The sequence below is a fragment of the Kitasatospora sp. NPDC057965 genome (assembly GCF_042887135.1).
Classification (GTDB): Bacteria; Actinomycetota; Actinomycetes; order Streptomycetales; family Streptomycetaceae; genus Kitasatospora.
Map to the genome: position 1 here is coordinate 63,116 of NZ_JBHVPZ010000033.1, position 26,918 is coordinate 90,033.

Annotated in this window: 28 protein-coding genes; 18 read left to right on the plus strand and 10 right to left on the minus strand. The window is 72.8% G+C overall.

The features are described from left to right. Positions 1 to 122 precede the first annotated feature (122 nt). From ACFVVU_RS32455 to ACFVVU_RS32500, 10 genes are all read left to right on the plus strand, one after another. Complete coding sequence (locus tag ACFVVU_RS32455) at positions 123 to 752, plus strand: ScbR family autoregulator-binding transcription factor (RefSeq protein ID WP_380684306.1); 630 nt, start codon at positions 123 to 125, stop codon at positions 750 to 752. Then, positions 749 to 1,915, plus strand: a complete 1,167-nt coding sequence (locus tag ACFVVU_RS32460) for an NAD-dependent epimerase/dehydratase family protein (RefSeq protein ID WP_387793728.1) — start codon at positions 749 to 751, stop codon at positions 1,913 to 1,915. The genes ACFVVU_RS32455 and ACFVVU_RS32460 overlap by 4 nt, the downstream gene beginning before the upstream one ends. 206 nt (positions 1,916 to 2,121) lie before the next feature. Next, a complete protein-coding gene (locus ACFVVU_RS32465; RefSeq protein ID WP_387793729.1) occupies positions 2,122 to 2,826 on the plus strand; it encodes a TetR family transcriptional regulator in 705 nt (234 codons plus the stop codon). Positions 2,827 to 3,046: 220 nt separating this feature from the next. After that, a complete protein-coding gene (locus ACFVVU_RS32470; protein WP_387793730.1) occupies positions 3,047 to 4,219 on the plus strand; it encodes an IS701 family transposase in 1,173 nt (390 codons plus the stop codon). A gap of 235 nt (positions 4,220 to 4,454) precedes the next feature. Further along, positions 4,455 to 5,573: a transposase gene (locus tag ACFVVU_RS32475; protein ID WP_380684302.1), complete on the plus strand. Its 1,119-nt coding sequence runs from the start codon at positions 4,455 to 4,457 to the stop codon at positions 5,571 to 5,573. An 83-nt stretch (positions 5,574 to 5,656) separates the two neighbouring features. Next, positions 5,657 to 6,853, plus strand: coding sequence for a sedoheptulose 7-phosphate cyclase (locus ACFVVU_RS32480; protein ID WP_355360406.1), 1,197 nt, complete (start codon positions 5,657 to 5,659; stop codon positions 6,851 to 6,853). Beyond that, positions 6,846 to 7,694, plus strand: coding sequence for a cupin domain-containing protein (locus ACFVVU_RS32485; protein WP_387793731.1), 849 nt, complete (start codon positions 6,846 to 6,848; stop codon positions 7,692 to 7,694). Before ACFVVU_RS32480 ends, ACFVVU_RS32485 begins: the two co-directional genes overlap by 8 nt. Beyond that, positions 7,691 to 8,077, plus strand: a complete 387-nt coding sequence (locus tag ACFVVU_RS32490) for a cupin domain-containing protein (RefSeq protein WP_380684300.1) — start codon at positions 7,691 to 7,693, stop codon at positions 8,075 to 8,077. Before ACFVVU_RS32485 ends, ACFVVU_RS32490 begins: the two co-directional genes overlap by 4 nt. Positions 8,078 to 8,122: 45 nt before the next feature. Beyond that, positions 8,123 to 9,772 carry an FAD-binding protein gene (locus ACFVVU_RS32495; protein WP_387793732.1) on the plus strand — a complete coding sequence of 550 codons (1,650 nt, stop codon included), beginning with the start codon at positions 8,123 to 8,125 and terminating at the stop codon, positions 9,770 to 9,772. Further along, positions 9,769 to 11,034 (plus strand): acyltransferase family protein, encoded by a 1,266-nt coding sequence (locus tag ACFVVU_RS32500; protein WP_387793733.1) that lies wholly within the window; start codon positions 9,769 to 9,771, stop codon positions 11,032 to 11,034. The genes ACFVVU_RS32495 and ACFVVU_RS32500 overlap by 4 nt, the downstream gene beginning before the upstream one ends. Positions 11,035 to 11,044: 10 nt before the next feature. On the opposite strand, the gene ACFVVU_RS32505 is transcribed toward ACFVVU_RS32500, so the two are convergent. Next, a complete protein-coding gene (locus ACFVVU_RS32505; protein ID WP_380684297.1) occupies positions 11,045 to 11,425 on the minus strand; it encodes a MerR family transcriptional regulator in 381 nt (126 codons plus the stop codon). Between the two features lie 59 nt (positions 11,426 to 11,484). Between ACFVVU_RS32505 and ACFVVU_RS32510 the strand changes: the two genes are divergently transcribed. Further along, a complete protein-coding gene (locus tag ACFVVU_RS32510) occupies positions 11,485 to 12,426 on the plus strand; it encodes an aldo/keto reductase (RefSeq protein ID WP_380684296.1) in 942 nt (313 codons plus the stop codon). Between the two features lie 148 nt (positions 12,427 to 12,574). On the opposite strand, the gene ACFVVU_RS32515 is transcribed toward ACFVVU_RS32510, so the two are convergent. After that, positions 12,575 to 13,786 (minus strand): serine hydrolase domain-containing protein, encoded by a 1,212-nt coding sequence (locus ACFVVU_RS32515; protein ID WP_387793734.1) that lies wholly within the window; start codon positions 13,784 to 13,786, stop codon positions 12,575 to 12,577. Positions 13,787 to 14,002: 216 nt separating this feature from the next. Here ACFVVU_RS32515 and ACFVVU_RS32520 point away from each other — a divergent pair, with 216 nt between their 5' ends. The 5 genes from ACFVVU_RS32520 (at position 14,003) to ACFVVU_RS32540 (ending at position 18,997) form a co-directional block, all read left to right on the plus strand. Further along, a complete protein-coding gene (locus ACFVVU_RS32520; protein WP_380690024.1) occupies positions 14,003 to 14,542 on the plus strand; it encodes a VOC family protein in 540 nt (179 codons plus the stop codon). Between the two features lie 5 nt (positions 14,543 to 14,547). Then, positions 14,548 to 15,822, plus strand: a complete 1,275-nt coding sequence (locus tag ACFVVU_RS32525) for an MFS transporter (RefSeq protein ID WP_380714691.1) — start codon at positions 14,548 to 14,550, stop codon at positions 15,820 to 15,822. Further along, positions 15,819 to 16,805, plus strand: coding sequence for a transaldolase family protein (locus ACFVVU_RS32530; protein ID WP_380679525.1), 987 nt, complete (start codon positions 15,819 to 15,821; stop codon positions 16,803 to 16,805). The genes ACFVVU_RS32525 and ACFVVU_RS32530 overlap by 4 nt, the downstream gene beginning before the upstream one ends. 84 nt (positions 16,806 to 16,889) lie before the next feature. Beyond that, positions 16,890 to 18,200: an MFS transporter gene (locus ACFVVU_RS32535; protein ID WP_387793735.1), complete on the plus strand. Its 1,311-nt coding sequence runs from the start codon at positions 16,890 to 16,892 to the stop codon at positions 18,198 to 18,200. A 164-nt stretch (positions 18,201 to 18,364) separates the two neighbouring features. Further along, positions 18,365 to 18,997 (plus strand): DUF4937 domain-containing protein, encoded by a 633-nt coding sequence (locus tag ACFVVU_RS32540; protein ID WP_387793736.1) that lies wholly within the window; start codon positions 18,365 to 18,367, stop codon positions 18,995 to 18,997. A 157-nt stretch (positions 18,998 to 19,154) separates the two neighbouring features. Here the strand turns inward: ACFVVU_RS32540 and ACFVVU_RS32545 are convergent, their stop codons facing one another. The 8 genes from ACFVVU_RS32545 to ACFVVU_RS32580 all read right to left on the minus strand — a co-directional run bounded on the left by ACFVVU_RS32545 (position 19,155) and on the right by ACFVVU_RS32580 (position 26,310). After that, the gene (locus tag ACFVVU_RS32545; RefSeq protein WP_387793737.1) at positions 19,155 to 20,435 is read right to left on the minus strand and encodes an MFS transporter; all 1,281 of its coding nucleotides are present in this window, start codon (positions 20,433 to 20,435) and stop codon (positions 19,155 to 19,157) included. Further along, on the minus strand, positions 20,432 to 21,508 hold the full coding sequence (locus ACFVVU_RS32550) for a PLP-dependent cysteine synthase family protein (protein WP_387793738.1): 1,077 nt from the start codon (positions 21,506 to 21,508) through the stop codon (positions 20,432 to 20,434). Before ACFVVU_RS32550 ends, ACFVVU_RS32545 begins: the two co-directional genes overlap by 4 nt. 57 nt (positions 21,509 to 21,565) lie before the next feature. Beyond that, entirely contained in the window at positions 21,566 to 21,901 is a 336-nt protein-coding gene (locus tag ACFVVU_RS32555; protein WP_387793739.1) for a hypothetical protein, read from the minus strand. A gap of 108 nt (positions 21,902 to 22,009) precedes the next feature. Then, positions 22,010 to 22,417 (minus strand): DUF6153 family protein, encoded by a 408-nt coding sequence (locus ACFVVU_RS32560; protein WP_387793740.1) that lies wholly within the window; start codon positions 22,415 to 22,417, stop codon positions 22,010 to 22,012. A 346-nt stretch (positions 22,418 to 22,763) separates the two neighbouring features. Continuing rightward, a complete protein-coding gene (locus ACFVVU_RS32565) occupies positions 22,764 to 24,737 on the minus strand; it encodes a HEAT repeat domain-containing protein (protein ID WP_387793741.1) in 1,974 nt (657 codons plus the stop codon). A gap of 163 nt (positions 24,738 to 24,900) precedes the next feature. Beyond that, positions 24,901 to 25,107, minus strand: a complete 207-nt coding sequence (locus tag ACFVVU_RS32570; protein WP_387793742.1) for a DUF397 domain-containing protein — start codon at positions 25,105 to 25,107, stop codon at positions 24,901 to 24,903. Between the two features lie 175 nt (positions 25,108 to 25,282). Next, positions 25,283 to 25,486 carry a DUF397 domain-containing protein gene (locus ACFVVU_RS32575; protein WP_387793743.1) on the minus strand — a complete coding sequence of 68 codons (204 nt, stop codon included), beginning with the start codon at positions 25,484 to 25,486 and terminating at the stop codon, positions 25,283 to 25,285. Next, positions 25,483 to 26,310, minus strand: coding sequence for a helix-turn-helix domain-containing protein (locus tag ACFVVU_RS32580; protein ID WP_387793744.1), 828 nt, complete (start codon positions 26,308 to 26,310; stop codon positions 25,483 to 25,485). The genes ACFVVU_RS32575 and ACFVVU_RS32580 overlap by 4 nt, the downstream gene beginning before the upstream one ends. A gap of 112 nt (positions 26,311 to 26,422) precedes the next feature. On the opposite strand from ACFVVU_RS32580, the gene ACFVVU_RS32585 reads away from it, so the two are divergent. Together ACFVVU_RS32585 and ACFVVU_RS32590 are read left to right on the plus strand one after the other, a co-directional pair. Next, entirely contained in the window at positions 26,423 to 26,677 is a 255-nt protein-coding gene (locus tag ACFVVU_RS32585) for a hypothetical protein (protein WP_387793745.1), read from the plus strand. After that, the coding region (locus tag ACFVVU_RS32590; protein ID WP_387793746.1) for a hypothetical protein at positions 26,674 to 26,918 on the plus strand (245 nt) is incomplete at its 3' end. The genes ACFVVU_RS32585 and ACFVVU_RS32590, both read left to right, overlap by 4 nt.

A 26,918-nucleotide genomic window follows, 5' to 3' on the forward strand; every position in this document is an offset into this window, starting at 1 on the left:
TGCACTCCCCCAGAGTGGCCACAGGCAAGGTGAAAGATCGGCGCTCCGGTGTGTACGCCGGGCCCCATGGCGAATAACATAGAGGTCGTTCTTTTTGTTTGTCGAGACGTTTGGGGTTACTCGTGGCAAGAGCCAAGCAGGAACGAGCCGTACGCACCCGCGAGACCATCCTGAGGGCCGCCGCGCAGATCTTCGACGAGTACGGCTTCAGCGGTTCCAGCGTCAGCAAGATCATCAACCAGGCGGGGACCACCCAGGGGGCGATGTACTTCCACTTCAAGTCCAAGGAGGACCTCGCCAAGGCGGTCATCGACGAGCAGGCCTCCGACCTGGACCTGCCGGGGCAGCCGACAGGACTGCGCCAGCTCATCCGGATCACCCTCTACCTGGCCGACGAGCTGCAGGAGAACGTGCTGCTGCGCGCCGGTGTGACCCTCGCCGTCGAGCAGGGGCAGCTCGGACTGCGCGACTTCAGCCCGTACGAGATGTGGGCCGAGCAGTTCCGCGCCGAGCTGGACGCCGCCCGACGATCCGGCGAACTGCTCGACGACCTCGTGCTGGAGGATCTCGCCCAGGTGCTGGTCGCGGCGTACACCGGCTCGCAGATCATGTCCCACCTGCGCACCGGGCGCGCCGACCTGCCGGAGCGGATCGTCCAGCTGTGGTGGTTCCTGCTGCCCGGCATCGCACCCGCGCCGGTGGTCGCCGAACTGCGCGCGTACGTCCTGGAGTACGGGAAGCAGCCGGCATGAGCGGGGCACGGGGGACACGGGGGAACGCACGGGGGAAGAACGACGGACGGGCGGGCGCCGACGGGCCCACCGTCCTGCTGACCGGGGCGGGCGGCTTCATCGGCTCCGCCGTCCTGGCCGCGCTGCGCGCGCTGCCGGGGGTCGGTGAGGTCCGGGCGCTCACCCGCTCGACGGCGCCGGCCGGGACCGTCCCGGTCGCGGCGGACCTCGCCGACCCGGCGACGCTGCGCGGGGCGGCGGACGGCGCGGACGTGCTGATCCACCTCGCCGCGCTGGTCGCCGGCCCGGAGCCGGAGTGCGCCGCCGTCAATGTGCACGGCACCCGGGCGCTGCTGGCCGAGGCCGGGCGGGCCGGGGTCGGCCGGATCGTCCACCTCTCCACCTCCGCGGTCTACGGTGCCGGTCCGCACCGGGGCCTCGGGGTGGACGAGGTGGCGCCCGCGCCGGTCTCGGCGGCCAGCCGCACCCGGCTGACCGGCGAGCGGGCGGCGCTGGAGGCCGGGGCGGCGGTGCTGCGCGCCCCGCTGGTGCTCGGCGCGGGCGACCGCTGGGTGGTGCCCTGCCTGGCGGACCTGCTCCGCCGGGTGCCGGCGCGCTGGGACGGCGGCGGGGCGCTGCTCTCACTGGTCGACGTGACCGACCTGGCCCGGCTGATCGCCGACCTCGCGCTCGCCCCGGAGCCGTCGGCGGCCACGCCCGGGGTGCACCACGCCGGGCATCCCGAACCCGTCACCGTCGCACGGCTGTTGGCGGCGCTCGCGGAGCACGGTGTGCTTCCGCCGGCACCCGGGACCGACTGGCCGTGGGACCGCTGCGCGGCCGAACTCGACCGGGTCCCCGGGGTGTACGGCGAGCGGCAGCTCGATCTGATGGCGCGTCACCACTGGTACCGCAGCGAGGAGATCTGGCGGCTGACCGGCACCGATCCCGGTCCCGGCCCGCTGCACCGGCTCGCCGGGGCCGCGCCCTGGTACCGCGCCCACCTCGCCGGGGAGCCTTCCGCGAAGCCCACCGCAGCACCCTCCGCGACGCCTGCCGCGACTCGCGAGGTGAAGCCCGCGGATGCCACAACCTCCGCCCGCTTGCGGGCATTTGCGAAGGAAATGCCAAAGCCGCCGGAGGATCCCGGGGATGCCGTGCGTATGCATCGCGCCGAGGCGTAACGTCGGAGCGTCACCGTACCGGTACTCACCGGCACGCCCCGACCGCGCGAAGGAGCCACGCCGACCATGTGGTTCGTCCCCCCTCACTCCCCGGCCGACCCGCTGACCGCCTGTCCCGAAGCCCCCCGCCCCCGCCGATCCGGAGCGGACACGGGCGTCGGCACCTGTACACACCGAGGCCCCACGGGCCGGGCGGGCGGTGCGCGATGAAGCAGGAACGCGCCCAGCAGACCCACCGGGCGCTCCTGCACGCGGCCGCAACCGAGTTCGACCGGCACGGCTACGCGGGCACCTCACTGGCCCGGGTCAGCCAGACCGCCGGGGTCACCATGGGGGCGCTCACCTTCCACTTCCCGTCCAAGGCCGCACTGGCCGACGCGGTACGCACCGAGGCCGCCGCGCTCACCCGGGCGGCGGTCGCCCGCGCCCCCGGGCCGGACGGGCAACTCGACACGGGTGTCGTGGAGTTGCTCGACACGCTCACCCGACTGCTGGACGAGGAGCCGAGCGTCCGGGCAGCCGCCCGGCTCACCTGGGAGCAGCCGGAGTCGGCCGGCAACTGGCACGCGGGCTGGAGCCCGGACCTGCGTGACCGGCTGGCCCGTGAACGGTCCACCGCCCCCGCGGCCGATCCCCGCGAGGACGTCCACCCGTTCACCCCGAGCCCCGGCCCCGGATCCGCCATCGGCACCGGCGCCGGCGCCGCCAGGAGCCGCGACCTCGCCGGCCTCGACAGCACGGACCTGGAGACGCTGGCCCACTGCCTGGTGGTCGGCTCGGAGGCCCTGCGGCGCGGAATCGTCACCCTGGACGGCGACGACCCGGCCGCCCGGGCGGAGGTCCGGCAGCGCCTCGGACGCCTCTGGCGCCGCGCGGTGACCGGCCCGCCCGCCCCGGGCGCACGCCGCTGACCTGCCAGGACACACCCTCACCGAGGTCAACCCACCGCCCGCACCGGCCGTTTGACGCAGGTGCGGGCGGTGCTGCGTTCTCCGGCCACCGGGCACCAGGACTTGCCAAAACCGGTCCCGGGCCCGCACGGGACTCAAAAACAAAGAGATCGTTCGCTATTCTTTTGGGGACGGCATCTCAAGGCATCTCACGGCACCACACCGATCCCGGGGAGCTCACATGGACGCGCAACCCCTGTCACCGGCCGGCGAAGCCGCGGTATCCCGGTTCGCCGAGCAGGTCTTCGCCCACCTGACGCGGATAGACCAGCGCCGCTGGGCCCGCTCCTACCTGCACGGACTGCTCGCGGCTCCCGGCCGCAAGTCCCTGTCGAACATGGCGGCGAGCCTGGCGACCGGACCGACGGCGACCACCGCCTCGCTCTCTCTCCAGCAGTTCATCAACGGCAGTCCCTGGGACTGGCGCCCGGCCCGCCGGGTGCTGGCCCGGCTGGCCGCCGACGACCGCCCGGTCCGCGCCTGGACGGCCACCCTGGCGGTCATCCCCAAGCGCGGCGACCAGGCGGTGGGCGTCCACCGCCGGTTCGTCCCGGACGCCGGGCGCACCGTCAAGTGCCAGGCCGCGCCCGGACTGTTCATCGCCACCGACCGGGACGCCGTCCCGGTGGACTGGTCGCTGCTGCTCGACCCGAGCTGGACGGACGACCCGCAGCGCCGCACCCGCGCCCGGATCCCCGACGGCCTCGCCCCGTTCTCGGCCGGCGAGCTGCTGCTCGGGATGGTCGACCGGCTCACCGGCCTCCTCCCGATCGCGCCACTGGTCGCCGACCTCGGCGTGGCGGACGAGCCGCTGCGACTGGCCGGCGCACTGGCCCGGCGCGGCGTCCCGTACCTGCTGGAGGTCCGCGGCGGCCAGGCCGTCCGGCCCGTGCTGCAGGCCACCACGGGCCGGCCCGGGCGGCCCCAGCAGGGCACCGTGACGGCCGAGGCGCTGTTCCCGCGCCGCCGGCCGCGGACGCCGGGGGCCCCGCAGCCGGTGCTGCGCGGCACTCCCGTCCTGCTGCCCGGCCCGCTCGGCGCGTCCGGTCCGCAGGGCTCGCCCGTGCACCGGCTCTGGGCGCACGGCGGCGGTGCCGGACAGCCGCGGCGGTACTGGCTCACCAACCTGGCCGAGGACGCGCCCGGCGTGCTCGCGCTGCTGGACGCCGGCGCGGCCACCCGGACCACCGTGGACCGGCTCGGTTCGGACTTCGGCCTGCTGGACTTCTCCGGCCGCTCGTTCACCGGCTGGCACCACCACATGACGCTGGTCTCGGCCGCGTACTCGCTCGGCCGCGACCTGCCCGGACGCACCCCGGAAATCATCCGGGAAAGCCTCCGCAATTCCGCCTGACAATGGCTCGGGCGACTTGCCGAAGACGTCCGAATCACATTGACCGAAATACCCGCCGCGGCGGATGATTCCAGTGTCGGCAAATTCACCGGAAAGCCCGCCGAAACACCCGCCGGTGAATTCACCGAAAGCACCGCCGCAAGCTCCGTCGCAAGTACCACAGAAAGCACCACCGAAAGCACCCCCGCGCGAACCACCGGAAAGCCCGGCGCAACCCGGAGAGGAGGTGAGCACCATGAGCACGGCAGCCGTCGCGGACCCCCTGGTCCACGCGTTCCCGGGAATTCTCGGCGAGCAGCTCTTCGCCTCGTTCGACCGGGCCGACTACCGGATCAAGGCCGAGGAATACCTGCGCGGCCTGCTCGCCACGCCCGGCCGGAAATCCATCAGCAACATCGCCCGGACGCTCGGCGACCCGGGGGCGGTCCAGCGGCTGCACCACTTCATCCGCAACTCCCCCTGGGCCTGGGCACCGGTCCGGGAGGCCCTGGCCGCCCGGCTGGTCGAGGCGTGCACCCCCCGCGCCTGGCTGGTCCGGCCGATGTTCATCCCGAAGTCCGGCACCCGCTCGGTCGGCGTCGGACGCCGGTTCGTCCCCGAGCTGGGCCAGCTGGCCGGGGCCCAGCAGGCCGTCGGCCTCTGGTACCTGGCCCCGCGGCTCAACGCACCGGTCGACTGGCAGCTCCAGCTGACGGACCCGCCCCACCGGGCCGTCCCGCCGGAGCCGCGCACACCGCCCGGAGCGGGCGCGAGCTGTGCCACCGGGGACTCCCTGGACCGGCAGGCCGCGCTGCTCGGACCGCTTGCTGACCGACTGCCGGCCACCGCCGCGGCCACCCTGATCTGGGACGGCTGCCCGGCCGAACCGGGCGGGCTGTTCGCGGCCGGCCGGGAGCTCGGTCTGCGGGTCGCCGTCCGGGTCGACCCGACCACCCGGCTCACACCGGTCACGGCCCCCACCCGTGACCGCGGCCGGGCCCTGCCCGCCTACCAGCTGTTCGCCTCCGCCGGCGCCCGCCGGCTGGCCGGCACCTCGGGCCCGCCCGGGGTCGAGGCGCACGTGGTCCGGGTCGCCCTGCCGGGCACCCCGGCCGAACTGCTCCTCTACGCGGAGTCCGGGACGCGCCCCACCGCGTTCTCCGGATTCTGGCTGACCGATTCCGGACCGGACCGGGCCGCCGAATTCCCCCGGCTCTTCCGGCTGGCCGGCGGCGTCGAGGAGGACCGCACCGTCATCGGTGAACGGGTCGGCCTGCGCGATTTCGAAGGGCGTTCCTTCGAGGGCTGGCACCGGCACATGACGCTCGCCTCGGCGGCCTATGCCGCGGTGGCGCTCGGACGCCACCCCGTCTGATCACCGCCCCGTCCGATCACTCCCCCCTGCACCGCCACCACCGCACCGTTAATTCACCCCATGCCTTCACAAGGGAAAAGGACATGCTTGTCTTCGAGAATTACCCGAGCGGTCTCACCTACAGCCGGTCCTCGGACTCCTGGCGGGTGCGCGCGGTCAAGCCAGTCGAGTACGAGGTGCGCGTCTGCAACGGCGTCTTCGACCCGGCCAGTACCGCCCTGATCGAGCAGACCGCCGGAGCCGAGGGCGGCAACCGCCGCTTCGTGGTCATCGACGCCGAGGTCGACCGCCTGCACGGCGAGCGGATCCGCCGCTACTTCGAGCACCACGGCGTCGACTACTTCCTCCAGGTGGTCCGCGCCGACGAGACGCTCAAGGAGTTCGAGACCGCCTCCGACATCGTGGTCGCGCTGGACTCCTTCGGCCTCGACCGCCGGCGCGAGCCGATCATCGTGATCGGCGGCGGCGTCCTGATGGACATCGTCTGCCTGGTGGCCAACCTCTACCGCCGCGGCACCCCGGTGGTGCGCGTGCCCACCACGCTGATCGGCCTGGTCGACGCGGGTGTCGGGGTGAAGACCGGCGTCAACTTCAACGGCCACAAGAACCGCCTGGGCACCTACTTCGCCCCGGTGCTCACCCTGCTCGACCGCTCCTTCCTCGCCACCGTCGACCGCCGGCACATCGCCAACGGCATGGGCGAGATCCTCAAGATGGCCCTGATCAAGGACGCCCGGCTGTTCGAGCTGCTGGAGCAGCACGGCCCGGCGCTGATCGAGCGGAAGTTCCAGGACGACGCGCTCGGCGGCGACCCGGCCGGCGAGGTCCTGCGCCGCGCCATCCACGGCATGCTGGAGGAGCTCCAGCCGAACCTGTGGGAGGCGGAGCTGGAGCGGATCGTCGACTACGGCCACACCTTCTCCCCCACCCTGGAGATGCGCGCCCTGCCCGCCCTGCTGCACGGCGAGGCGGTCACCGTCGACATGGCGCTCACCACCCTGATCGGCTGGCGCCGCGGCCTCGTCGACCTGGAGCAGCGCGACCGGATCCTCGCCGTGATGCGCGCGCTCGAACTGCCCAGCTGGAACGAGCTGCTGGACGCCGATCTGCTCGACGCCGCGCTCCAGGACACCGTCCGCCACCGCGACGGACAGCAGCGCCTGCCGCTGCCGGCCGGCATCGGCGACGCGGTCTTCGTCAACGACGTGACCCGCGACGAGCTCGCCGTCGCCGTCGAGGACCTGCGGGTGCTCAACGCCCGGGAGCTCAGTCGTGTCTGACGCCGCACCGACCGCCGGCCTGCTGGTCGCGGACACCCGGGACGCCTCCGAGATCCACGGTGTGCACGGCGCCCCCGGCCTCACCTACTGGAAGGCGCTCGCCAGCCGGCAGCACCTGGAGGCCGAGGTCGAGGCGATCGAGGTCGCCCGGATCCCGCCCGGCGGCCTGAGCGGCGAGCACCGCCACACCCGCACCGAGGAGATCTACTTCATCCTCCGCGGCCACGGCGAGTTCCTGGTGAACGGCGAGGTGCGGCCGGCCCGGCCCGGCTCCCTGCTGCTGACCGGGATCGGCACCGTGCACGGCCTGCGCAACACCGGCGCCCCCGCGGGCGTCACCGACCCCGGCTTCGGCAGCGCCCCCGAGGGGCACCTGGAGTGGCTGGTCATCGAGATGCCGGCCCCGGCCACCTCCGAGGTGCTGCACGGGCTGGCCCCCGACGCCCCGACCGCCGAGTTGATCGAGAGGAAGAACGAGACGATGCGGCTGCACGATCTGCGGGAGGAGAAGGCGGTCGACCCGGCCGGCGTCTTCACCGGTCCGCTGCGCCTGGTGGAGATCCGGGAGCTCGTCGGCGGCGCCGAGGCCGCGTTCGGCGCGCACACCGCCGAGCACACCGTCTTCGTGCTCACCGGCTCCGGCACGGCCGTGGCCGGCGACACCGAGGTGGAGCTCACGGCCGGCACCGCGATCACCCTGCCGTTCGGCGCGGACGCGGTGATCACGGCCGGTGCGGACGGCCTGGAGTTCTTCCACGCCGAACTCGCGGTGCCGGCGCGGGGCGCAGCCGCCGGACAGAACACGGCCGGGCAGAACGCGGCCGGGCGGGCCGCCCGATGATCGTCAGCCGCGCGCTCCGGCCGGTGGACTGCGACCCGGCGGCCGCCGGCCCCGACCGGCGGACCTGGTCCTGCCTGGCCCGCCGGGGCATGCTGCACAGCGAGACGGAGACCTTCGACCTCTGGCGGCTGCCGCCCGGCGAGCGCCTGGTCCACGAGGTCCGGGACGGGGTCGAGGAGGCCCTGTTCATCCTCTCCGGCACCGGCACCGCCACCCGCGGCCCCGACGAACTGCCCCTCGCCGAAGGATCGCTGCTGCTCGCGCGGCACGACTCCGAGGTCACCGTGACGGCCGGCCCCGAGGGCCTGCGCCTGCTCAGCACCCGCGTCCTGCCGCGCGCGCTGAGCACCGCCCTCCCGGCCCGCGTTCCCCAGCTCGACTGACCACCCGGCATCCGAACCCCAGAACCAGGAAGTGGGAAGAGTTCCATGCGCAATCTCAGTCGCCGCACGTTCGTGGCCGGTGCCGGGGCGACCGTCGGCACCGCCACGGCCGGCGGGCTCCTCGTGCCCGCCGCCCGGGCGGCCGCGGAGGACACCAACGGCTCGGCCTCCAGAACGATCCGCAACGGTGACCTGATCACCGTCACCCCCGACCAGCCGCGCTACGTCGACCTGATATCCGGCTTCAACCCGCGCTGGGAGGCCCGGCCGAAGGGCGTCCGGCTGCCGCGCACCACCGCCCAGGTGGTGCAGGCCGTCCAGGACGCCGCCGACAGGAAGCAGCGGCTCACCATCCGCGGCGGTGGCCACTGCTACGAGGACTTCGTCTACAACGCCGAGGTCGAGGTCGTCGTCGACATGAACCTCATGGACGCGGTCGGCTACGACCCGGGCCGCCGGGCCTTCGAGGTCGAGGCGGGCGCCACCCTGCTCAAGGTCTACCAGACCCTGTACGAGGGCTGGGGCGTCACGATCCCCGGCGGCGTCTGCTACGCGGTCGGCGTCGGCGGGCACGTCACCGGCGGCGGCTACGGCAACCTGTCCCGCAAGCACGGCCTGGTGGTCGACCACCTGTACGCGATCGAGGTGGTCACCCTCGGCGCCGACGGCCGGGCCCGGGCGATCGTCGCCACCCGCGAGGCCAACGACCCGCACCGCGACCTCTGGTGGGCCCACACCGGCGGTGGCGGCGGCAACTTCGGCGTGGTCACCCGGTACTGGTTCCGCTCGCCGGACGCCACCGGCAGCAACCCGTCCGACCAGCTGCCCAAGCCGCCGGCCGAGGTGCTGATCGCCATCCCGAGCTGGTCCTGGGAGAACATCACCCGCACCGGCTTCGCCAACATGGTCCGCGCCTACGGCACCTGGTTCGAGCAGAACAGCGGCCCGGACTCGGACTACACCGGCCTCACCAGCTGGCTGTTCCTGAACCACAAGGTCTCCGGCAGCCTGGTGCTGCTGCTCCAGGTCAACGGCGACGTGCCGCGGGCCGAGCAGCGCGCCAAGGACTTCGTCCAGGGGCTGAGCGACGCCCTCGGCGTGCCGCACACCGGTGACGTGGTCCGGCTGCCGTGGCTCAAGGCGGTCAAGTACATCGGCACCATGGACGGCTCGCAGACCAACCCCCAGCTGCGGGCCGGCCACAAGTCGGCGTACATGAAGAAGGGATTCCCGGAGAACCAGATCGCGGCGATCTGGAAGCACCTGACCCGCACCGACTACACCAACCCGAAGGGCGGCCTGGCCGTCGTCTCCTTCGGCGGGAGGATCAACAGCGTCGCCTCCGACGCCACCGCGCTCCCCCAGCGCGACGCGATCTTCAAGCTGCTGTACCAGACCTACTGGACCTCGCCCGCCGACGACGCCCCCAACACGGCCTGGCTGCAGGAGTTCTACCGCGAGGTGTACGCCGACACCGGCGGCGTCCCGGTCTCCAACCGGGTCACCGACGGGTGCTACGTCAACTACGCGGACCGTGACCTCAGCGACCCGCAGCAGAACACCTCGAACGTCCCGTGGACCACGCTGTACTACAAGGACAACTACCCGAAGCTCCAGCGGGTCAAGCAGACCTACGACCCGAAGGACTTCTTCCGGCACCGCCAGTCGATCCGGCTGCCCGGGAGCGTCCGATGAGCGCCGCGACCGGCGGCGCCCCGGCCGGCTCCGGGCGCGACCTCTCCCGGCTGCCGTCGCTGACCGGCATGCGGTGGATCGCCGCGCTGCTGGTCTTCCTGACCCACGTGTCGGTGGCCAAGCCCTTCGACACCCCCGCGCTGAACGACTTCATGTCGGACTACCTCAGCCGGGCGGGCTTCCTGGGCGTCGGATTCTTCTTCGTGCTCAGCGGCTTCGTGCTCACCTGGTCCGCGAAGGAGGGCGACCGGCCCTCGGCCTTCTACCGTCGGCGGCTGTTCAAGCTGTACCCCAACCACGCCGTCACCTGGCTGGTCGGACTGCTGCTGATGGCCCGGGCCGGCGCCGAGCTGACCGCCGCCGGGACGGTGCCCTCGCTGTTCCTGCTGCAGAGCTGGATCCCCTCGCTGGAGGTCATCGGCGGTACCAACGGCCCGAGTTGGTCGCTGGCCTGCGAGGTGCTGTTCTACCTGAGCTTCCCGGTGATCCTGCCGCTGGTGCGGCGGATCCGGCCGGAGCGGCTCTGGCTCTGGGTGGGCGTCATGACGGCGGCGCTGTTCGCGCTGCCGCTGATCGCCCAGCTGCTGCCGGGCAGCCCCAATTCCCCCTGGCAGCCGCTCTCCTTCTGGCGGTACTGGTTCGTCTACTTCCTCCCGGCCGCCCGGCTGCCGGAGTTCGTGCTCGGCATCCTGCTGGCACGGATCGTCCGGACCGGACGCTGGGTGGCCATCGGCTGGCCGGTGGCGGCGCTGCTCACCGTCGCCGGGTACGCGCTGATGATCACACTGCCGGACGCCTGGGGCATGGCCGCGCCGACCGCGCTGCCGGTCGGGCTGCTGATCGCCGCGGTGGCCGCCAGGGACGCCGCGGGGGTGGGGACGCCGTTCGCCGGCCGGACCATGGTCTGGCTCGGCGAGGTCTCCTTCGCCTTCTACATGGTCCACTTCCTGGTGATCCAGTACGGACCGCTCGGCCTCGCGGCGACCGGATCGGCCGGCGCGAACACCTGGAGCACCCCCGGTGCCCTGGGAGTCATGGGGATCACCCTGGCGCTGAGCATCGGCTTCGGCTGGGCGCTGTACCGCCTGGTCGAGGTGCCGGTGATGCGTCGATGGGGTCGGTCCACCAAGGCCGCGGCCACGTCCCGGCCGGCCGGGACCGGTCCGGCCCCCGGGACGGGTTCGGCCTCGGCCGCCCCGGCACCGGGATCGGGACCGGCCTCGACCCCGGCCCCGGTCGCGGGCACCGGAGCGGCGCGCTAGGCCGGCCGCCTCAGGCCGACACCAGCGCGTTCAGCTCGACCACTTCGGCCTCCCGCCGGGCCGCCGCGACGATCCCCGCCAACGCGGCCCGGCTCGCCCCGAGCGACAGCAGCTGCTGGTCGAGCAGGTCGAGCCGCTGCTCCAGCACCTCCAGCATGCAGGGGGCCACCGTGCCGTCGCCGCCCACACAGGGCAGCACGTCCCGGATGGCGCTGGTGGAGAGCCCCGCCCCCAGCAGGGCCCGGATGTGGTGCACCACGGCCGGCGCGTCCTCGTCGTACCGGCGGTGCCCGCCCTCGGGCCGACGGGCCTCCAGCAGGCCCTGCTCCTCGTAGTACCGCAACAGGCGGACGCTGACCCCGGTCCGCGCCGCCAGCTCACCGATCCGCATGTGACACCCCTCACATCCCCTTGAATCTCACACGAATGGGAGATTGTACCGTGACCGGCATGACCAACACCGAGATCAACGCCCAGATCGACCGTCAGACCTTCGCCCTCGGAGGTGACTTGACGGTCCGCCGGATCGGCTACGGCACCATGCGCCTCGCCGACACCCCGGACATCAAGCCCACCGAGGCCGTCGTCTGGCACGCGCCCACCCCCCGCGCCGCCGCGCTGGGCGTGCTGCGCGCCGCCGTCGAGAACGGCGTCCAGCTCATCGACACCGCCGACTCCTACGCCCTCGGCGGCAGCGAGGAGCTGATCGCGGAGGCGCTGCACCCGTACGCCCAGGACGTCGTGGTCGCCACCAAGGTCGGCATGACCCGCCCGAGCCCGTCCGAGTGGGTCCCGGTCGGCCACCCCGCCTACATCCGCCAGCAGGCCGAGCTGAGCCTGCGCCGGCTGCGGGTCGAGCGGATCGACCTGCTGCAGCTGCACCGGATCGACCCCGAGGTGCCGCTGGCCGACCAGATCGGCGCGCTCAAGCAGCTGCAGGACGAGGGCAAGGTCCGGCACATCGGCCTCTCCGAGGTCACCGTCGACGAGCTCAAGCAGGCGCTGGAGATCGCCCCGATCGCCACCGTGCAGAACTGGTACAACCTGGCCACCCGCCAGCACGACGAGGTGGTCGACTTCACCGCCGAGCGCGGCATCGCGTTCATGCCGTTCTTCCCGATCGCCATCGGCGGCCACGCGGGCGAGGAGAGCCCGGTCACCGAGGTCGCCCGCGAGGTCGGCGCCACCCCGGCGCAGACCGCGCTCGCCTGGCTGCTGCACCGCTCGCCCAACATCCTGCCGATCCCGGGCACCACGTCCGAGAAGCACCTGGTGGAGAACCTGGGCGCGCTGGCCGTCGAGCTGACCGGTGAGCAGTACGCCCGCCTCGACGGCATCGCCGCCGCCGAGGCCGCCAAGGCCGCCGAGGCCGAGGCCGCGGCGGGCGAATGACCGGCTCCCCGCCCGGCGGCGTGCTCCGCCGGGCGGGCCGGCCACCGGCTCAGGTACCGGAAAGGGCCCCCTACCCCCGTGGGGGCCCTTTCCCCTGCCGGACCACCGACGCCACCGACGCCACCGGGGCTCCCGGGGCTCCCCGGCCTCACCGCTCCATCAGGCCCAGGTCCGTGACATCGGCGGCCAGTGCCTTGAGCAGCGAGCCGGCCCGCTTGTCGTCCGGACCGAGCGCGATCAGCCGGTTCATGACGTACGAGACGCCGAGGCCGACCCGGGGCCAGGCCTGGTTCGCCGAGCCGCCCCCGCCGTCGTGGCCGAAGGTCTCGCCGTCCGGACCGGGCCGCTCGGCGGTCCGCAGCCGGTAGCCGCCCCCGCCGTACGCCATCACCACGTCGATCAGCTGGTCGGTCTTGCGGGCGTACACCCCGCGGGCCTCGTCCAGCAGCCGGCGGGAGAGCATCAGCGGCCGGTCGTCCAGCGGCCGGCGGGCGTCCTCGGCGAGGATCCCGTAGAAGGTCGAGAAGGCCCGGGCGGTGCCGCTCACGTTGATCGCCGGGATCAGCGCGGAACGGCGCTCCGGCCGGCCCCAGACGCCCTCGTCGTCCGGGAACGGCTGGGGGTTCTGCCAGATCCGCTGGGTCAGCGGGTCGTCGCTCTGGAAGAACCCGGTGAACTGGGGCAGGAAGTTCCGGCCGTAGGTGGTCCGGGCGAGCCGGGACCAGTCGGCCGGGCCGGTGCCGTAATGGATGTCGAGGTCCAGCGGGACGGCGATCTCCTCGCGGAAGAACCGGTCCAGCGGGCGGCCGTCCACCCGGCGGATCAGCTCCCCGACGATCCAGCCGGCCGACAGCGGCCCGTACAGGATCCCGTCGGCGCGCGGGTCGCTCTCCAGCGGCTGGGCGGCGATCAGGCCGGCCATCAGCAGCGGGTCGTTGGCGTCGTCCTGGGTGACCTGGGTCCAGGTGCCGGGCAGCCGGCCGGTGAAGGTGACCACCTCGCGGACGGTCACCGCGCCCTTGCCCTCGGCCGCGAACTCCGGCCAGTAGTGGGAGACCGGGCGGTCCAGCTCGATCCCGCCCCGGTCGACCAGCTTGAGCAGGGCGGTCACGGTGACGCCCTTGCTCCCGGAGAAGATCGTCTGGAGGGTGTCCCGCTCCCAGCGGGCGCCGGTCAGGTGGTCGGCCGTCCCGCCCCAGAGGTCCACCAGGACCTCCCGGCCGCGGTGCACGGAGAACGCCGCGCCCAGGTCGTCCCGCTCCAGGAGGTTGCGCTCGAACTCCTCGCGGACCCGCTCGAACCCCGGGGCGGTGTACCCCGCGACGTGCACCTCGGACGCGACCGGCGACGCGATCGTCATGTGAACCAACTCCGCTCGAATTGTTGACCTGAAGGGAAATCCGCGATCGGACCGAAAGCAGAACACGAAGAGCCGCGGGCCGGGAATCCCCAGCCCCCCGGTTTGGCACCTTGACAAAGTCCTCCGCCGACTGTTGCCCCCCACCGGGCCGGCGGCCCATTCTCGGAACAGCCGGCGGAACCGCGCCGGACCGGGAACGGACGAAAGAGGATTCCCATGGCCAAGATTCCGGGCGCCCGGGCGGTGCACCACATCGCCTACACCGTGCCGGACCTCCAGCAGGCGGTCGACTTCTTCGTCGACGTCATCGGCGCCGAGCTCGCCTACCGGCTCGGCCCGGTCGAGGACCCGGAGACCGACTGGATGGCGCGCAAGCTCAACGTGGACCCGCGGGCCTCGGCGAACATCGCGATGCTCCGCCTCGGCCCCAACGCCAACCTGGAGCTCTTCGAGTACACCGCCCCCGTCCAGGACCGCGAGCAGCCGCGCAACAGCGACGTCGGCGGGCACCACTTCGCGATCTACGTGGACGACGTCGACAAGGCCGCCGACTACCTGAGCGGGGTCCCCGGCGTCACCATCCTCGGTGACCCCGAGACCATCGAGGACGGACCGATCAAGGGCGACCGCTGGGTCTACTTCACCACCCCCTGGGGCATGAGCATGGAGCTCATCAACATGCCCGAGGGAATGCCGTACGAGGACACCACCGAAACCCGCCTCTACCTTCCCACCGAGCACTGGCCGGAGAGCTGACGACAATGCCGCCGAACCGCCCGGAGAAAAGCCCGAAGAGTCAATTCGCCAACGAATCCTCGAACCGTCTCGCATTCCTCTCGCTCGCCCTCGTCGCCTTTGTCGTCGGCACCTCGGAATTCGTCGTGGTCGGCATTCTCGGCCCGATCGCGGACGGTCTGGGAGCGGGACTGGGCACGGCCGGGCTGCTCGTCACCGGCTACGCCCTGGGCATCTCCCTCGGCGGACCGGCGCTCACCGCGCTCACCCTCCGGCTGCCGCGCCGCACCCTGCTGCTCGGCGCGCTCGCCGCCTACGTGGCGGCGAGCGCCGGGGCGGCGGCGGCCGGCGGCATCGGCGTCCTGCTGGCCGCCCGCTGCGTGGCCGGGCTCGCCCACGGGGTGATCGTCGGCGCCGCCACCAGCGTGGCCGTCTCCCTGGCCGGCCCCGGCCGGCAGGGGCGGGCGATCTCGCTGGTCTTCGGCGGCATCTCGGTCGCCACCGTGCTCGGCGTCCCGCTCGGCACGCTGGTCGGGCAGTGGCTCGGCTGGCGGGCCGCGCTCACCGCCGTCGCCGTCCTCGGCGCGCTCGCCCTGCTCGCCGTCCGGCGCACCGTACCGCCGACCGCCGCGATGGGCGCGTCCAGCCTGGCCGGGCAGCTGCGCGGCGCGCTCTCCCGGCCGGTGCTCGCCGTACTCGGCACCGCCGTGGTGCTGTTCACCGGCCAGTTCACCGCGTACACCTACCTGGCCGGCTACCTGGAGGACGTCACCGGCGTCGGCGGCCGGTTCGTCGGCGGCTACCTGCTCGCCTTCGGCACCGCCGCCGCCGTCGGCACCTTCGTCGGCGGCCGGTGCGCCGACCGCCGGGCCGCCGCCACGCTCACCGCCGGCTGCGCCGGGCTGACCGTCGCCCTGCTGGCACTGCACCTGTGCGGGCGCTCCGGCGCGGCGGCGGCCGTACTGGTCGCCTGCTGGGGACTGGCCGGCTTCGGGCTGGTCCCGGCGCTGCAGTCCCGGATCGTCGAACTCGCAGGACCGGGCGGCGACTTCGCCGCCACCCTGGGCGTCTCGGCGGCCAACGCCGGAATCGCCGCCGGCGCCGCGCTCGGCGGCTGGACGGTCACCGCGCACGGCGTCGGCACGGTGGTGCCGCTCGGCGCCGCGATCTGCCTGGCCGCGCTGCTCGCGGTGGCGGCCGGTGCCCGACTGCGACCGGCCCCGGACACCACGCCCACCTCTGCTCCGCACTCCCTTCCCCTCGATCTCGCACTCGACCGTGAAAGGACCGTCCGAGCATGATCGGCACCCTCGACCGCCCGTCGGTACGCACCTCGCGCCCGGCCGCCGGCCTCGCCGTCTGGTACCAGCACACCCCGTCCGGCCCGGCCGGCCGCGACCGGATCTGGGAGCTCGTCGAGAGCGGGCGGATCACCTCCGTCGCCCTCACCGGGCCCGCCCCGGACGACGAACTCCGTTGGCTCTGCGACCTGTTGTCCCCGCTCCACGAGCGCGGTGACGGCCGCGACGGCCTGGTGTCCGTGCCGGTCGCCGCCCGCAGCCGCAAGGCCTGCGACCAGGTGCACGCCGCCCGCCGGCTCTCCGCCGCCGTCCACCGCCCCAACCTGCTGCCCGCCCTGCCCGCCTCCGATCCGGGCCTCGCCGCCCTCACCACCCTGCTCGGCGAGGGCATCGGCGTCCGGCTCGGCCCGCTGCACTCCGTCGCCCGCTACCGGCAGGCCGTCCGAGCCCACCTCGACGGGCTCGAACTCGCCCGCTGGCGCGGCCTCGACCTGGCCGGCATCACCTCGGTCGCGGCCTTCGGCGTCGGCGGCATCGACGTCGAGATCGACGCGCTGCTCGACCGGGCCGGCAGCCATGAGGCCAAGGCCCTCCGCGGCATGGCCGGCACCGCGACCACCCGGCTCGCCCGCGACGTGCACGCCGACGCGCACTGCACCGACGCCTCCACCCGCTGGCGCGCCCTCGCCGCGGCCGGCGCCCGCCCGCAGCACCTGGTGTGGACCCAGCTCTACCACGGCGTGCCCGGCCACCAGACCGCCCGCTACCTGGACGCGCTCGCCACCCCCGGCGCGTGCGTCGAACTGTGCGCCCCCACCCTGGAGACCCTCGACGGCACCTCCGAGATCCGCAGCCGGCGCAGTACGCGCGAGGAGCAGGACGCGCACGCGTTCACCGACCGGCTGGTCTCCTACCTGCGCTGGTTCGACATCAACCACGAGACCGTCCTGCGCTCCCTCGACGCCGCCCACGCCCACCACTGACCGGCACTGACCGCCACTGACCACTGTTGTCTGCCACCGACCGCCACTGACCACTGCTGACCACACCCCTCCGGGAGCCCGCTCATGGCACCGCAGCTCCACCTGGACCTCACCGCCTCCCCGTCGGACGCCCTCCCCTCTCCCCCGGTGCAGCGGATGGCCCTCGCCACCGGCGTGGTGGCGCTCGGCGGGCTGCTGTTCGGCTTCGACACCGGCGTCATCTCCGGCGCCCTGCTCTTCCTCAAGGAGCAGCTGGCGCTGAACTCCTTCCAGGAGGGCGCGGTGATCTCGGCCCTGCTGCTGGGCGCCGCCGTCGGCGCCCTGGCCGGCGCCCGCCCGGCCGACCGCTTCGGCCGCCGCAAGGCGCTGATCGGCATCTCGGCCACCTTCACCGTCGGCCTGGCGCTGGCCGCCGTGGCCCCGGACTTCTGGACGCTGCTGGCCGCCCGGGCCGTGCTCGGCCTGGCGGTCGGCAGCGCGTCGACGATCGTCCCGCTCTACCTCGCCGAGATCGCCCCACCGCGGCTGCGGGGCCGGATGATCACGGTGAACCAGATCCTGCTGACGGTGGGCATCCTGGTGTCCTACCTGGTCAACCTGGCCTTCGCGGGCGGCGGCGACTGGCGCGCCATGTTCGCCGTCGGGCTGATCCCCTCGGTAGCGATGCTGATCGGCACCCTGTTCATCCCGGAGACCCCGACCTGGCTCGACGGCCGGCCCTCCCCCGCCCGGTCGCGCGCCGACCGGCCGCGTGCCCTGCTGGCCACCCCCGGTGCCCGCGCGGCCCTGCTCATCGGCGTCACGCTGGCGGCCGTCCAGCAGTTCGGCGGCATCAACTCGATCATCTACTACGCCCCCAGCATCATGGCCCGCGCCGGGCTGCCCGCCACCAGCTCGATCGGCTACTCCGTCGCGATCGGCACGGTGAACGTCCTGCTCACCGTCGCCGCCATCCCCCTGATCGACCGCGTCGGCCGCCGCCCCCTGCTGCTCTGCTCCCTGGCCGGCATGGCCCTCTCCCTCACCGCCCTCGGCATCGTCCTCGGCCCCACCCACCCTGGCCCGGTCGGCAACGCCGTCGCCCTGATCGCCATGACCTCCTACGTCGGCGCCTTCGCCATCGGCCTCGGGCCGGTCTTCTGGATCCTCGCCGCCGAGATCTTCCCGCCCGAGTCCCGCGCCCGGGGCACCGGCCTCTGCGCCCTGGTCAACTGGGCCGCCAACTTCGTCGTCGGCCAGGCCTTCCTCCCCACGGCCGACGCGGTCGGCGAGCGCTGGGTCTTCTGGTTCTTCGCCGCCGTCTCGCTCACCGCCGTCCTGTTCGTCGCCCGCCGCGTCCCCGAGACCAAGAACCGCTCCCTGCCGGAGATCCAGCACGCCCTGGCCACCCGATGACGGCCCCGACCCCGCCGCCCCCGCCGCCGTCCCCGCTCGCGCGCGGCACCACCGCACTGGCCCGTTGGCGCGCCGGAGCCCCGTGAGGCACGTTCTTCGTTACGGAGTAGGAAGTCGGCCGGTCCGACTTCCTACTCCGTCGTCTGTGGGAAGGACAGATGCGCATGTGGGGCAAGTGGATCGGTTGCGAGGTGCCGGAGGGCGGGCGGGGGCGGTTCTCCGATGCTCAGCGGGCCTGGGCGGCGATCGGGGACCAGCCCGGGCTGGTCGGGCAGGTGGGCGGCTGGGACGGCGGGTGCGCGCGGGTCCTGGGCCTGTGGGCCGACGAGGAGGCGTACGGGCGGTTCATGCGGGAGCGGCACGACGCGGTGGTCGCGGCGAGCGGGCAGGGCGGGACGTACACCGCGATCGTGGTGGGCGCGGGTGAGGTCGTCCTGCAGATGGCCGGTGACGCGGTCGATCCACGCGACGCGCTGGAGACCGCCGCCCTGCTGCGGGTCGCCGACTGCCGGATCCGCCCCGGCCGGGCGGGGCACTTCATGGACGTGCAGCGCGAGGTGTGGGCGCCCGGCATGGCGGCGGCCGGGGGCATGCTCGGCGGTGTGGTCACCCGGCTGGACCCGCAGCGCTACCTGGTCACCACCCTGTGGTCCGGCGCCGCCGCCCACGAGCGGTACGCCGCCGAGCAGTTGCCCGCCCTGCGCGAGCGCGCGGCGGTCACGGACGACCTTCAGGCGCTGACCGGCCATCTGCTGCCCCTGGAGCCGGCCTGGACGGTGCTGCCCGTCGACCGGTGACGGTGAGGGCCTCGTCGGTCTTGCGCGCCATGTCGACCACGGCGGGGCGGGGCCCGCCCTTGCGGGCCTGAGCGGCGGTGGCGAGGGCGACGGAGCCGTGGGGAGAAGGCACGCGACGGGGGCGCCGCCGGCCCGTCGACCGGCGGCGCCCTTGCGGCTACCCGGGAACCACCGCGGGCCCGTTGAGCCGGCCGGTGCGGTGGAGGGCGTGCAGGGCCGCCGCGCAGAGCAGGCCGAGGACGGTGAGCGCGAGCCAGGGCAGGACGGCCAGGCCCGCCGAGCGGGCGGCGTCGAGGGCCGCACCGGTCAGCAGGTTCCCGAGCGTGATGCCGATGCCGCAGACGGTGTTGTAGAGCCCGTAGTGGGTGGCGACCAGGCGGTCCCCGGAGAGTCTGACCACCGTGTCCATCTCGAACGGGTACGCGACCATCGTTCCCAGCGCCAGCAGCAGCGCCGCCAGGGCCGGCGGTCCGACGGCCAGCGCCCACCGCCCGGCGCCCGACCCGGGTGCGGGGAGCCCCGAGGTCACGAGCAGCGGGACGAACGCCGCCCCCATGGCGACGAGCCCCAGGGCCGGCGCCGCGCCCGGAGCGATCCGGCGCCGGCACCAGGCGGTGACCCGGGTCTGCAGCAGGACCGTGCCCAGCCCGGAGACCACGAACAGCAGCGCCGTGGCCGCCGTCCCGCCGCCGCCGTCCCCGCCCAGCCGCCGGACCTCCAGCGGCAGCGCGAGGTACACCTGGAACGAGAGCACGTACGCACCGGTCATCGCGCCGGCAAAGAGCAGGAACGGCCGGTTGGCCAGCACCCCCCGCCACTGCGCGAGCACCCCCGCCCTCTCCGGCCCGCCGGCCGGCTCGGCACCGCGCCGGGCGGGCAGTGAGCGGATCTGCACCACGCTCAGCACCGCGAACACCCCGGCGGCGACCAGGCAGGTGGTCCGGAAGTCCACCGCCGTGAGCGCCATGCCGACCAGCGGGCCGAGCAGGATGCCCGCCTGGTAGAACACGTTGAACAGCGCGAAGGCCGTCACCCGTCGCTCACCGGCGTCCCGCGCCAGGTAGGCGCGCACCGCCGGGTTGAACAGCGCCCCGGCCAGTCCGGTCGCCGCCGACGCCGCGATCAGCGCGGGCAGCGAGGCGGACACTCCGAGCGCGGCGAAGCCCACCGTGCGCAGCAGGCAGCCGGCGACGATCAGCGGCTTGTAGCCGAGCCGGTCGGCGAGGGTGCCGCCGACCAGGAACATGCCCTGCTGGGTGAAGTTCCGTATGCCGAGCACGAGTCCGACCGTCCAGCCGGCCATGCCGAGCGTCCCGGACAGGTGCGCGGCCAGGTAGGGCATCAGCATGTAGAAGCCGAGGTTGATGGTGAACTGGTTCACCATCAACAGCCGGACACTGCGCTCGTACCCCCTGAACTGGACGAGCACGCCGGTCACTCGGGCTCCCCGACGGCCAGCGGGTCGACGACCGTGGCGCACCTGGTCCAGCGGGTGACCTCCTTGTCCTCGGGGTGGGCGATCTCGTCCGGCTCGTCGGCCGGGGGCCGGTCGAGCAGGTCGTTGGCGGCGCAGTACTCGTCGTCGTACACGGTGCCGAGGTAACGCTGCGGCCCGTCCGGGAAGACCGCCGCAATGCGGGTACCGGCGGGGTGTGTCCGGGCCAGCCAGCCGGCCACCAGGGCGACCGCGCCCACGCTCCAGCCGCCGGTGGCGTAGTACGAGGCCGCGAGGCGGCGGCAGGTCCAGACGGCCTCGGCGGGGGCGACCCAGTGGACCTCGTCGAAGCTGTCGTAGGCGACGTTGCGCGGCAGGATGCTGGAGCCGAGGCCGCGCATCAACCGGGGGCGGGCGGGCTGGCCGAAGATCGTCGAGCCGATGGTGTCCACGCCGACCACCCGCAGGCCGGGGTAGAGCCCGCGCAGCACGCGGGAGATCCCGGCGGAGTGACCGCCGGTTCCGACGCTGCACACCAGCACGTCGATGTGCCGTAGCTGGGCGGCGAGTTCGAGCGCGAGCGGGGTGTAGGCGGTGGTGTTGTCGGGGTTGTTGTACTGGTCCGGGCACCAGGATCCGGGGTGCTGGGCGAGGAGTTCGGTGACCCGGTCGCGCCGGGCCTGCTGCCAGCCGCCCCGCGGGTGCGGGGTGGCCACCATGTCGATCTCGGCGCCGTAGGCGGTGAGCAGCCTGGTCATGGAGGGTTCGAGCCCGGGGTCGGTGACCAGGGTCACCGGGTGCCGGTACACCATTCCGGCGAGCGTCAGGCCCAGGCCGAGGGTGCCGCTGGTGGACTCGATGATCCGGCCGCCGGGCTGCAACTCGCCCCGAGTGATGGCACGTTCGACCATGTGCAACCCGGGCCGGTCCTTGATGCCGCCGGGGTTGAAGCCCTCCAGTTTGGCCCAGAAGCCGCGGCCCGACGGTGCGAGCGGCTCGCCGATGTGCAGCAGCGGGGTGTTGCCCACCAGGCCGGTGAGGGCGGATCGGTCGCCTGGGGTGGTGATCGAGGTCATGTCTCGTTTCCTGTCGATGGGTTGGCGGAAGCGGAGCGCGTGAAGACCACGGGGCTCCTATATCCGCCACCGACCGGTGACGAGCAGCGGGCCTCTCGGGCCGGGGGTGGGGGTGGTACCCGCCAGGTCCTCCGGGCGGGTCACGGGCGGGTCTGCGGAGCCACCGTCGTCGGCGGGAGCGGGGGCGGGCGTCGGGACGGGCACGGTGGGGCGCGCGTTCCGGGACGTCCCCGCCTCGGCCGTCGGGCTGTCGCAGTGCGGGGCCGTCTGCGCTTCCGCGGCGGACGTCCCGTGCGATCGGACGGCGGCGGGGGCGCCGGTGTGCTGCTGGCCGCAGTCGACGGCGAGCAGGGGGAGCAAGCTCAGGAGAAGGGCCAGGAGCCGAGTGGGCATGGCGGGACTCCGCGCGGCTGCGCGAGGGCAGCGGCGATCGGTAGCGGTGGGGTTGGGATGCCGACGGAGGCGCGGGGGTGCACTGGGGCACGCCGGCGCCTGGGTCGGCTAAACCCTCAGATTCGCGACCTGATGCGGAGGTTCGGGCGCGTGCCGGCCCGTGGGCGGTGCCGCAGGGGACGGCGCCGGCTCGTCGCCCGTCGTGACCGGTGCCACCGGCACCGGCGTCACTGTTTCGGCGGAAGGCCCGTCCTCCGGCTTCCCGGAGAGGCACTCGGCGCCCGGGTGGTGGGCATCACCCTGGCCTTGTTGTCCTTCGTGGTGCGTCGGCTCCACGGATCCCTGGTGGACCCCCGAGACCGCCTGCACCTGAGTGGCGTGGCCGGCCCCACCCTCCGGGCTGAGCCCGTGCGCCGCGAACACCGCCACCAGCAGCGCCCCCAGGCAGAGCAGACGCGTCACCACCCCATGGGGGCGGACGCGTCGTGCGCGGAACGGCGACCAGACGGTGACCACATCGTCATACTAACCCGGAAGCTATCTCCTCTCGCAGCAAACACTTCTGATGCTCCGTCGATGAATGAGGGACGCTGCCAGTCCCGACAGGGATGACGGATGGGCCTCGACAGCACTTCCCTGATGATCAGTGGACCCCGGTCTCCTGGAGTTCGTCCGTTCCGCCCAGTTCCGCAGCCTGGAGAGGGAGACGAGACGAAACGACGGGACCGACATCCGCCCGTTCCTGACGTTCCTCTCGGCGCGCGGAGTGCCCTGGTGTAGAGCGGGCCGACGCGATCTCGTGGACTACTGGGCAGGCCCGGCTATGCGGCAGGGCTGAGCTTCAGATGGTGGTTACGGCCGGTCAGCCACAAGCGGCAAGCAGCTCTTCGAGCGCGGCGCGGATGGCTTCGTCCTGAGTGAAACCCCGCCAGCCGCCATTACTTCGGAGCCGCAGATCACGGGCCGGCACACCGCGGAGGAGCTGCGCGGCAGGTAGGGCAGCGTGGCCGACCTGGGCCAGGTGACGAACGGCGGGGAGCATGACGGGGAGATGGGTGCCGTCGGGCAGCTCCTGAACGGCACTCGTCATGGCCGGGACACTGATCTCGACATCGCCGGTCGCGGCCCAGAGCGCGTACGCCGCCTCGACCCGGGTCCAGCGGTCGTTGTCGGCGGCCAGAGCCCGGAGCCGGTCCGCGTAGCGGGCGGCATGAGGGCCGAGGTCAGCGATCATGCGCAGGGAGGGACGCGTGATGCCCCCTTCTGAGTCAGCGCGCCCAAGCGCTTCCAGGGCCGGTCCGGGATCGCCGCAGACCTTCCAGTAGGCCCAGGCCGCGCGCGCTTCGCCGCTGTTCGATCGGGCCAGCAGCAGGTCTTGTGCAGGGCTCCCCGCCACCCCTGTTCCCGCCAGCGCGTCTGCTGCCGCTGCCCAGGTCCGGTCGTTCTCCAAGAGGCCGAGCAGCTGGGGAACCACTGCCTCCGCAGCGGGACCCCAGCCCGCGAGTACCCGGCAGAGGCCGTTGAGCGCGTGATCATCTGTGACGGCACCGAGTTGTGTGCCGATCGTCGGCAGGAGCAGCTCGGCATGGTCGGCGAGGCGGCCCAGAACCTCGTGGATCGAGGGGAGGACGACATGGTGCAGGCCGGCGGTGTCGGGATAGTGAGCGGAGCCCTTGGCGAAGCCCGATCGTGTGTCTGCCATCAGCTCGATCAGGCCCGGCACGCAGCGCGGATCGTTCATCCGGGCCAGCGCCCACAAGGCGGCCTCGGCAGGAGTCTCCCGATTACGGCTGTCCCGCGCGGCGGTGTCGTCGAGCAGGACGGCGACCTTGTCGGCGTGGGCCACGGCGGCCGGGCCGAGGCAGGCGAGCAGCTCGGCCGCCCGGAACCGGACCTCGGGGGCGGGATCGTCCAGCCGCGCGGCGAGGCCGGGCAGGAGGCCGGTGCTCACCGAACGCCACTGCGCCAGCAACCCGCCCGCCTGGGCCAGTGCGCCGACCCGCTGGTCGACGTCGGGGTGGTCCCTCAGCAGTCCGAGCGTGAAGGTGGGGGACGGCCCGGTGAACAGCGCCGCCGTCCAGCGGTGGACACGCTGGACGTCGCCCTCGACCGAGCTGGTGTGCCGCCACAGTTCGACGCTCGGGTCCCGGACCGCTTCCAGCAGGACGCCGACCTGTTGGACGGCAAGATCCGGGTCGGCCGGGGCGAGCGCGTGCACCGCCGCCAGGCGGGTCTGCGCGTCCGGGGCGTCGAGCAGCCCGCGGAGTACCTTCAGGACCTCAGTGGCGCGCGGTCCAGCCGGCTCCCGTCCCACCGCCTTGCCGAGCGCGAGGACCACGTCGAGACGGGTCGCCGGATCGGCCTCCGCCTGCCAGCACCGCACAAGTGCCGGCAGGACGAGATCACCAGGGCTCTCGCAGACCCCGAGCAGGTGAGCTGAGTCCCGCCGGATCTCCGAGGCGGGATCAGTGAGCAGGACCAGCACCTTCGGAAGGGCCTGTTCCCACGCCGGCCGCCAGCCGGGGTCGAGGAACCCCTCCTCCACCCGACCGGCCTCGGCCGCCAGCCTCGACACCAGCTCCAGCACCACGCGGCGACTGGGGAGCGGGACGACCGGACTCGCGGCCAGCCGCAACAGCGAAGGAAGCGCGGCAGGTGCCGCCGAGCAGATCCAACCGCCCTGGTGGAAGAGCAGGTTGAGTACGTCGAACGCCGCGTCGACGGCATCGTCCGGATCCGGCCCCGCACACCGACGCAAGAGGTCGGGCACGTCCTCGGCGGACCCGTAGTTGTGCGCCAGCGCCGCCCAGTCAACCGCGTCTATTCCCTCCCACATGCCCGCGACCTTACCGCCGAGTCCCGTACACAGACGACGGGAAGTCGGTGCCACGGGTAGTGGCGATACGAGCGCACATGTCGAGGATCCGAGGCTCAGCAGTTGAACAGAAGGACTTGGCAGGAAACCGGATGCCGGTCGAGGCCCATCGTCGGGTGATGGTTCAGATGGCGCCGAACTCGCCGGCCTGGACGGCGGTGACGAAGGAGCGCCAGGCATCGGCGGGGAAGAGGAGGGACGGGCCCTGGGGGTCCTTGGAGTCGCGGACGGGCATGACGCCGGTGTAGCCGTCGGCGACCTCGATGCACCCGCCCCCGCCATCACTGTGTGAGCTCTTGCGCCACTTGGCGCCGGACAGGTCAACGTGCATGGCGTCCAAGCTCCTTCTGAACAGGCTGTCGACCTGGCAAGCGCCCCGAGGTGCACGGCGGCCAGTCAGGGTCTCAACGGTAGGGCCGCCGAGAAGCCGAGTGAATCCCCAGAACCGGTCATTCAGCGACGATGGCCCTGACCGATGTGTTCGGTCAGGGCCATCGGGCGGTGGTTCAGATGGTGCCGAACTCGCCGGCCTGGACGGCGGTGACGAACGCGGCGAACTCGGAGGGCGGAAAGACCAGGACGGCGCCCCGGGGGTCCTTGGAGTCGCGAACGGGCACGACGCCCTCGGCGAGGAGGTTCCGTGCGACCTCGACGCAATTGCCGCCGTTGCTGCTGTACGAGGACTTGAACCACTGAGGATCGGCGGTCACGGGAGTTCCTTCCTTAACTGGCGGATCAAGGCCACGGACTCAGCCTGGGAGAGCGCGAGGGCCTGTAGCTGATAGTAGGACGTCAGCACCGGCAGCACCGCGTCGCTGTCCCGCTCCAGGTGCCCCTGCTGGGCGGACTCCGCGTAGGACATAAGAGCGCGGTTGGGAAGCGTCAGCACGTTCACCGGCAGGTCGAACGAGCGGTCCTCGCCTATGGCGTACGGGGCCACCTGGAGCACGGTGTTCGGCAGCTCGCCAAACGCCACCAGGTGGTCCAGCTGTGCGGCCATCACGGCCGGGCCGCCGACCGGCCGGCGGATGCAGCTCTCGTCCATGACCACGTGGACCAACGGTGCAGGCTCACGGCGCAGTTGGGCCTGGCGGCTGACCAGGACCTTCACTCGCTCGTCGGCCTGCTCCGGTGTGATACTCCCCCGGCGAACCGCCCCAGTGGCGATGGCCGCCGCGTACTCCTTGGTCTGGAGCAGTCCCGGCACGATGCCGAGATCGAAAAGCCTGAGTTCGACCGCACGCCGCTCGTGGGTCACGTACTCCGGAAATCCCTCCAGCAACGCCGAGTACTTCACGTCGCCGGCCCGCCGCTTGAACACGCCATCCGTTCCAAACGCGAGGTCAAGTCTCAGAGCCAGACGAGTGGTTGGAGGACGGCGGCCGGTTTCCACTGCCGAGATATGCGTTGCCGAATAGCCCGTCGCCTCTGCCACTTCGTCCTGGGTCCACCCTCGGGACTCGCGCGACGTGCGGAGAAAGGCACCGAACGCAGCTGCGGGAGACGAATCCGGGTCCAGCTCAACCTTGTTCACGAACCAGCGCCCTAACTATTCGAGCACGCCTGACACGTTGAAGACCACTCCGACTGTACGCCACAGTGAGTCGCCCCGGGTAGTGAACCGACTACGGAAGGGAGCGACCGTCATGTCGCGAAAGAATTCGACCCCCACCTACCAGCCCCACATCGGCGAGGTCGTCCGAGACCTCGGGCACCGGGACTTCTCCGGCAAGCCCGTCGAAGCCGTCTACATGGACACCCTCGCCGGACTGGTCTACCTCCGCCCCGAGGCCGGCGGCTGCGAGTGGACCACCAAGCCCGAACACCTCCAGGCCCTCACCGAGCCCCGCTTCGTCACCGTCCAGCACCCCAGCCGGCCGCGCACCGCCGACGTGGCGTGAAGCTGCTCGCCGCCGTCCTCGGCGTCGCCACCCTCTCCGCCCTCGCCGCCACGGCCGCCTGCTGGCCCATCCACGACGGGCCCCTCGCGCCCCAACTCCTCATCTTCGGGCTGACCCTCACCACCGGCATCTCCGCCGGACTGCCCGCCTGCTTCACCCGGCTCTCGCCCAACAGGAGCACCACATGCTGCACCACCTCCCCGCCATCCTCACCACCCCGCCCCGCCGACGCCTCGGCCAC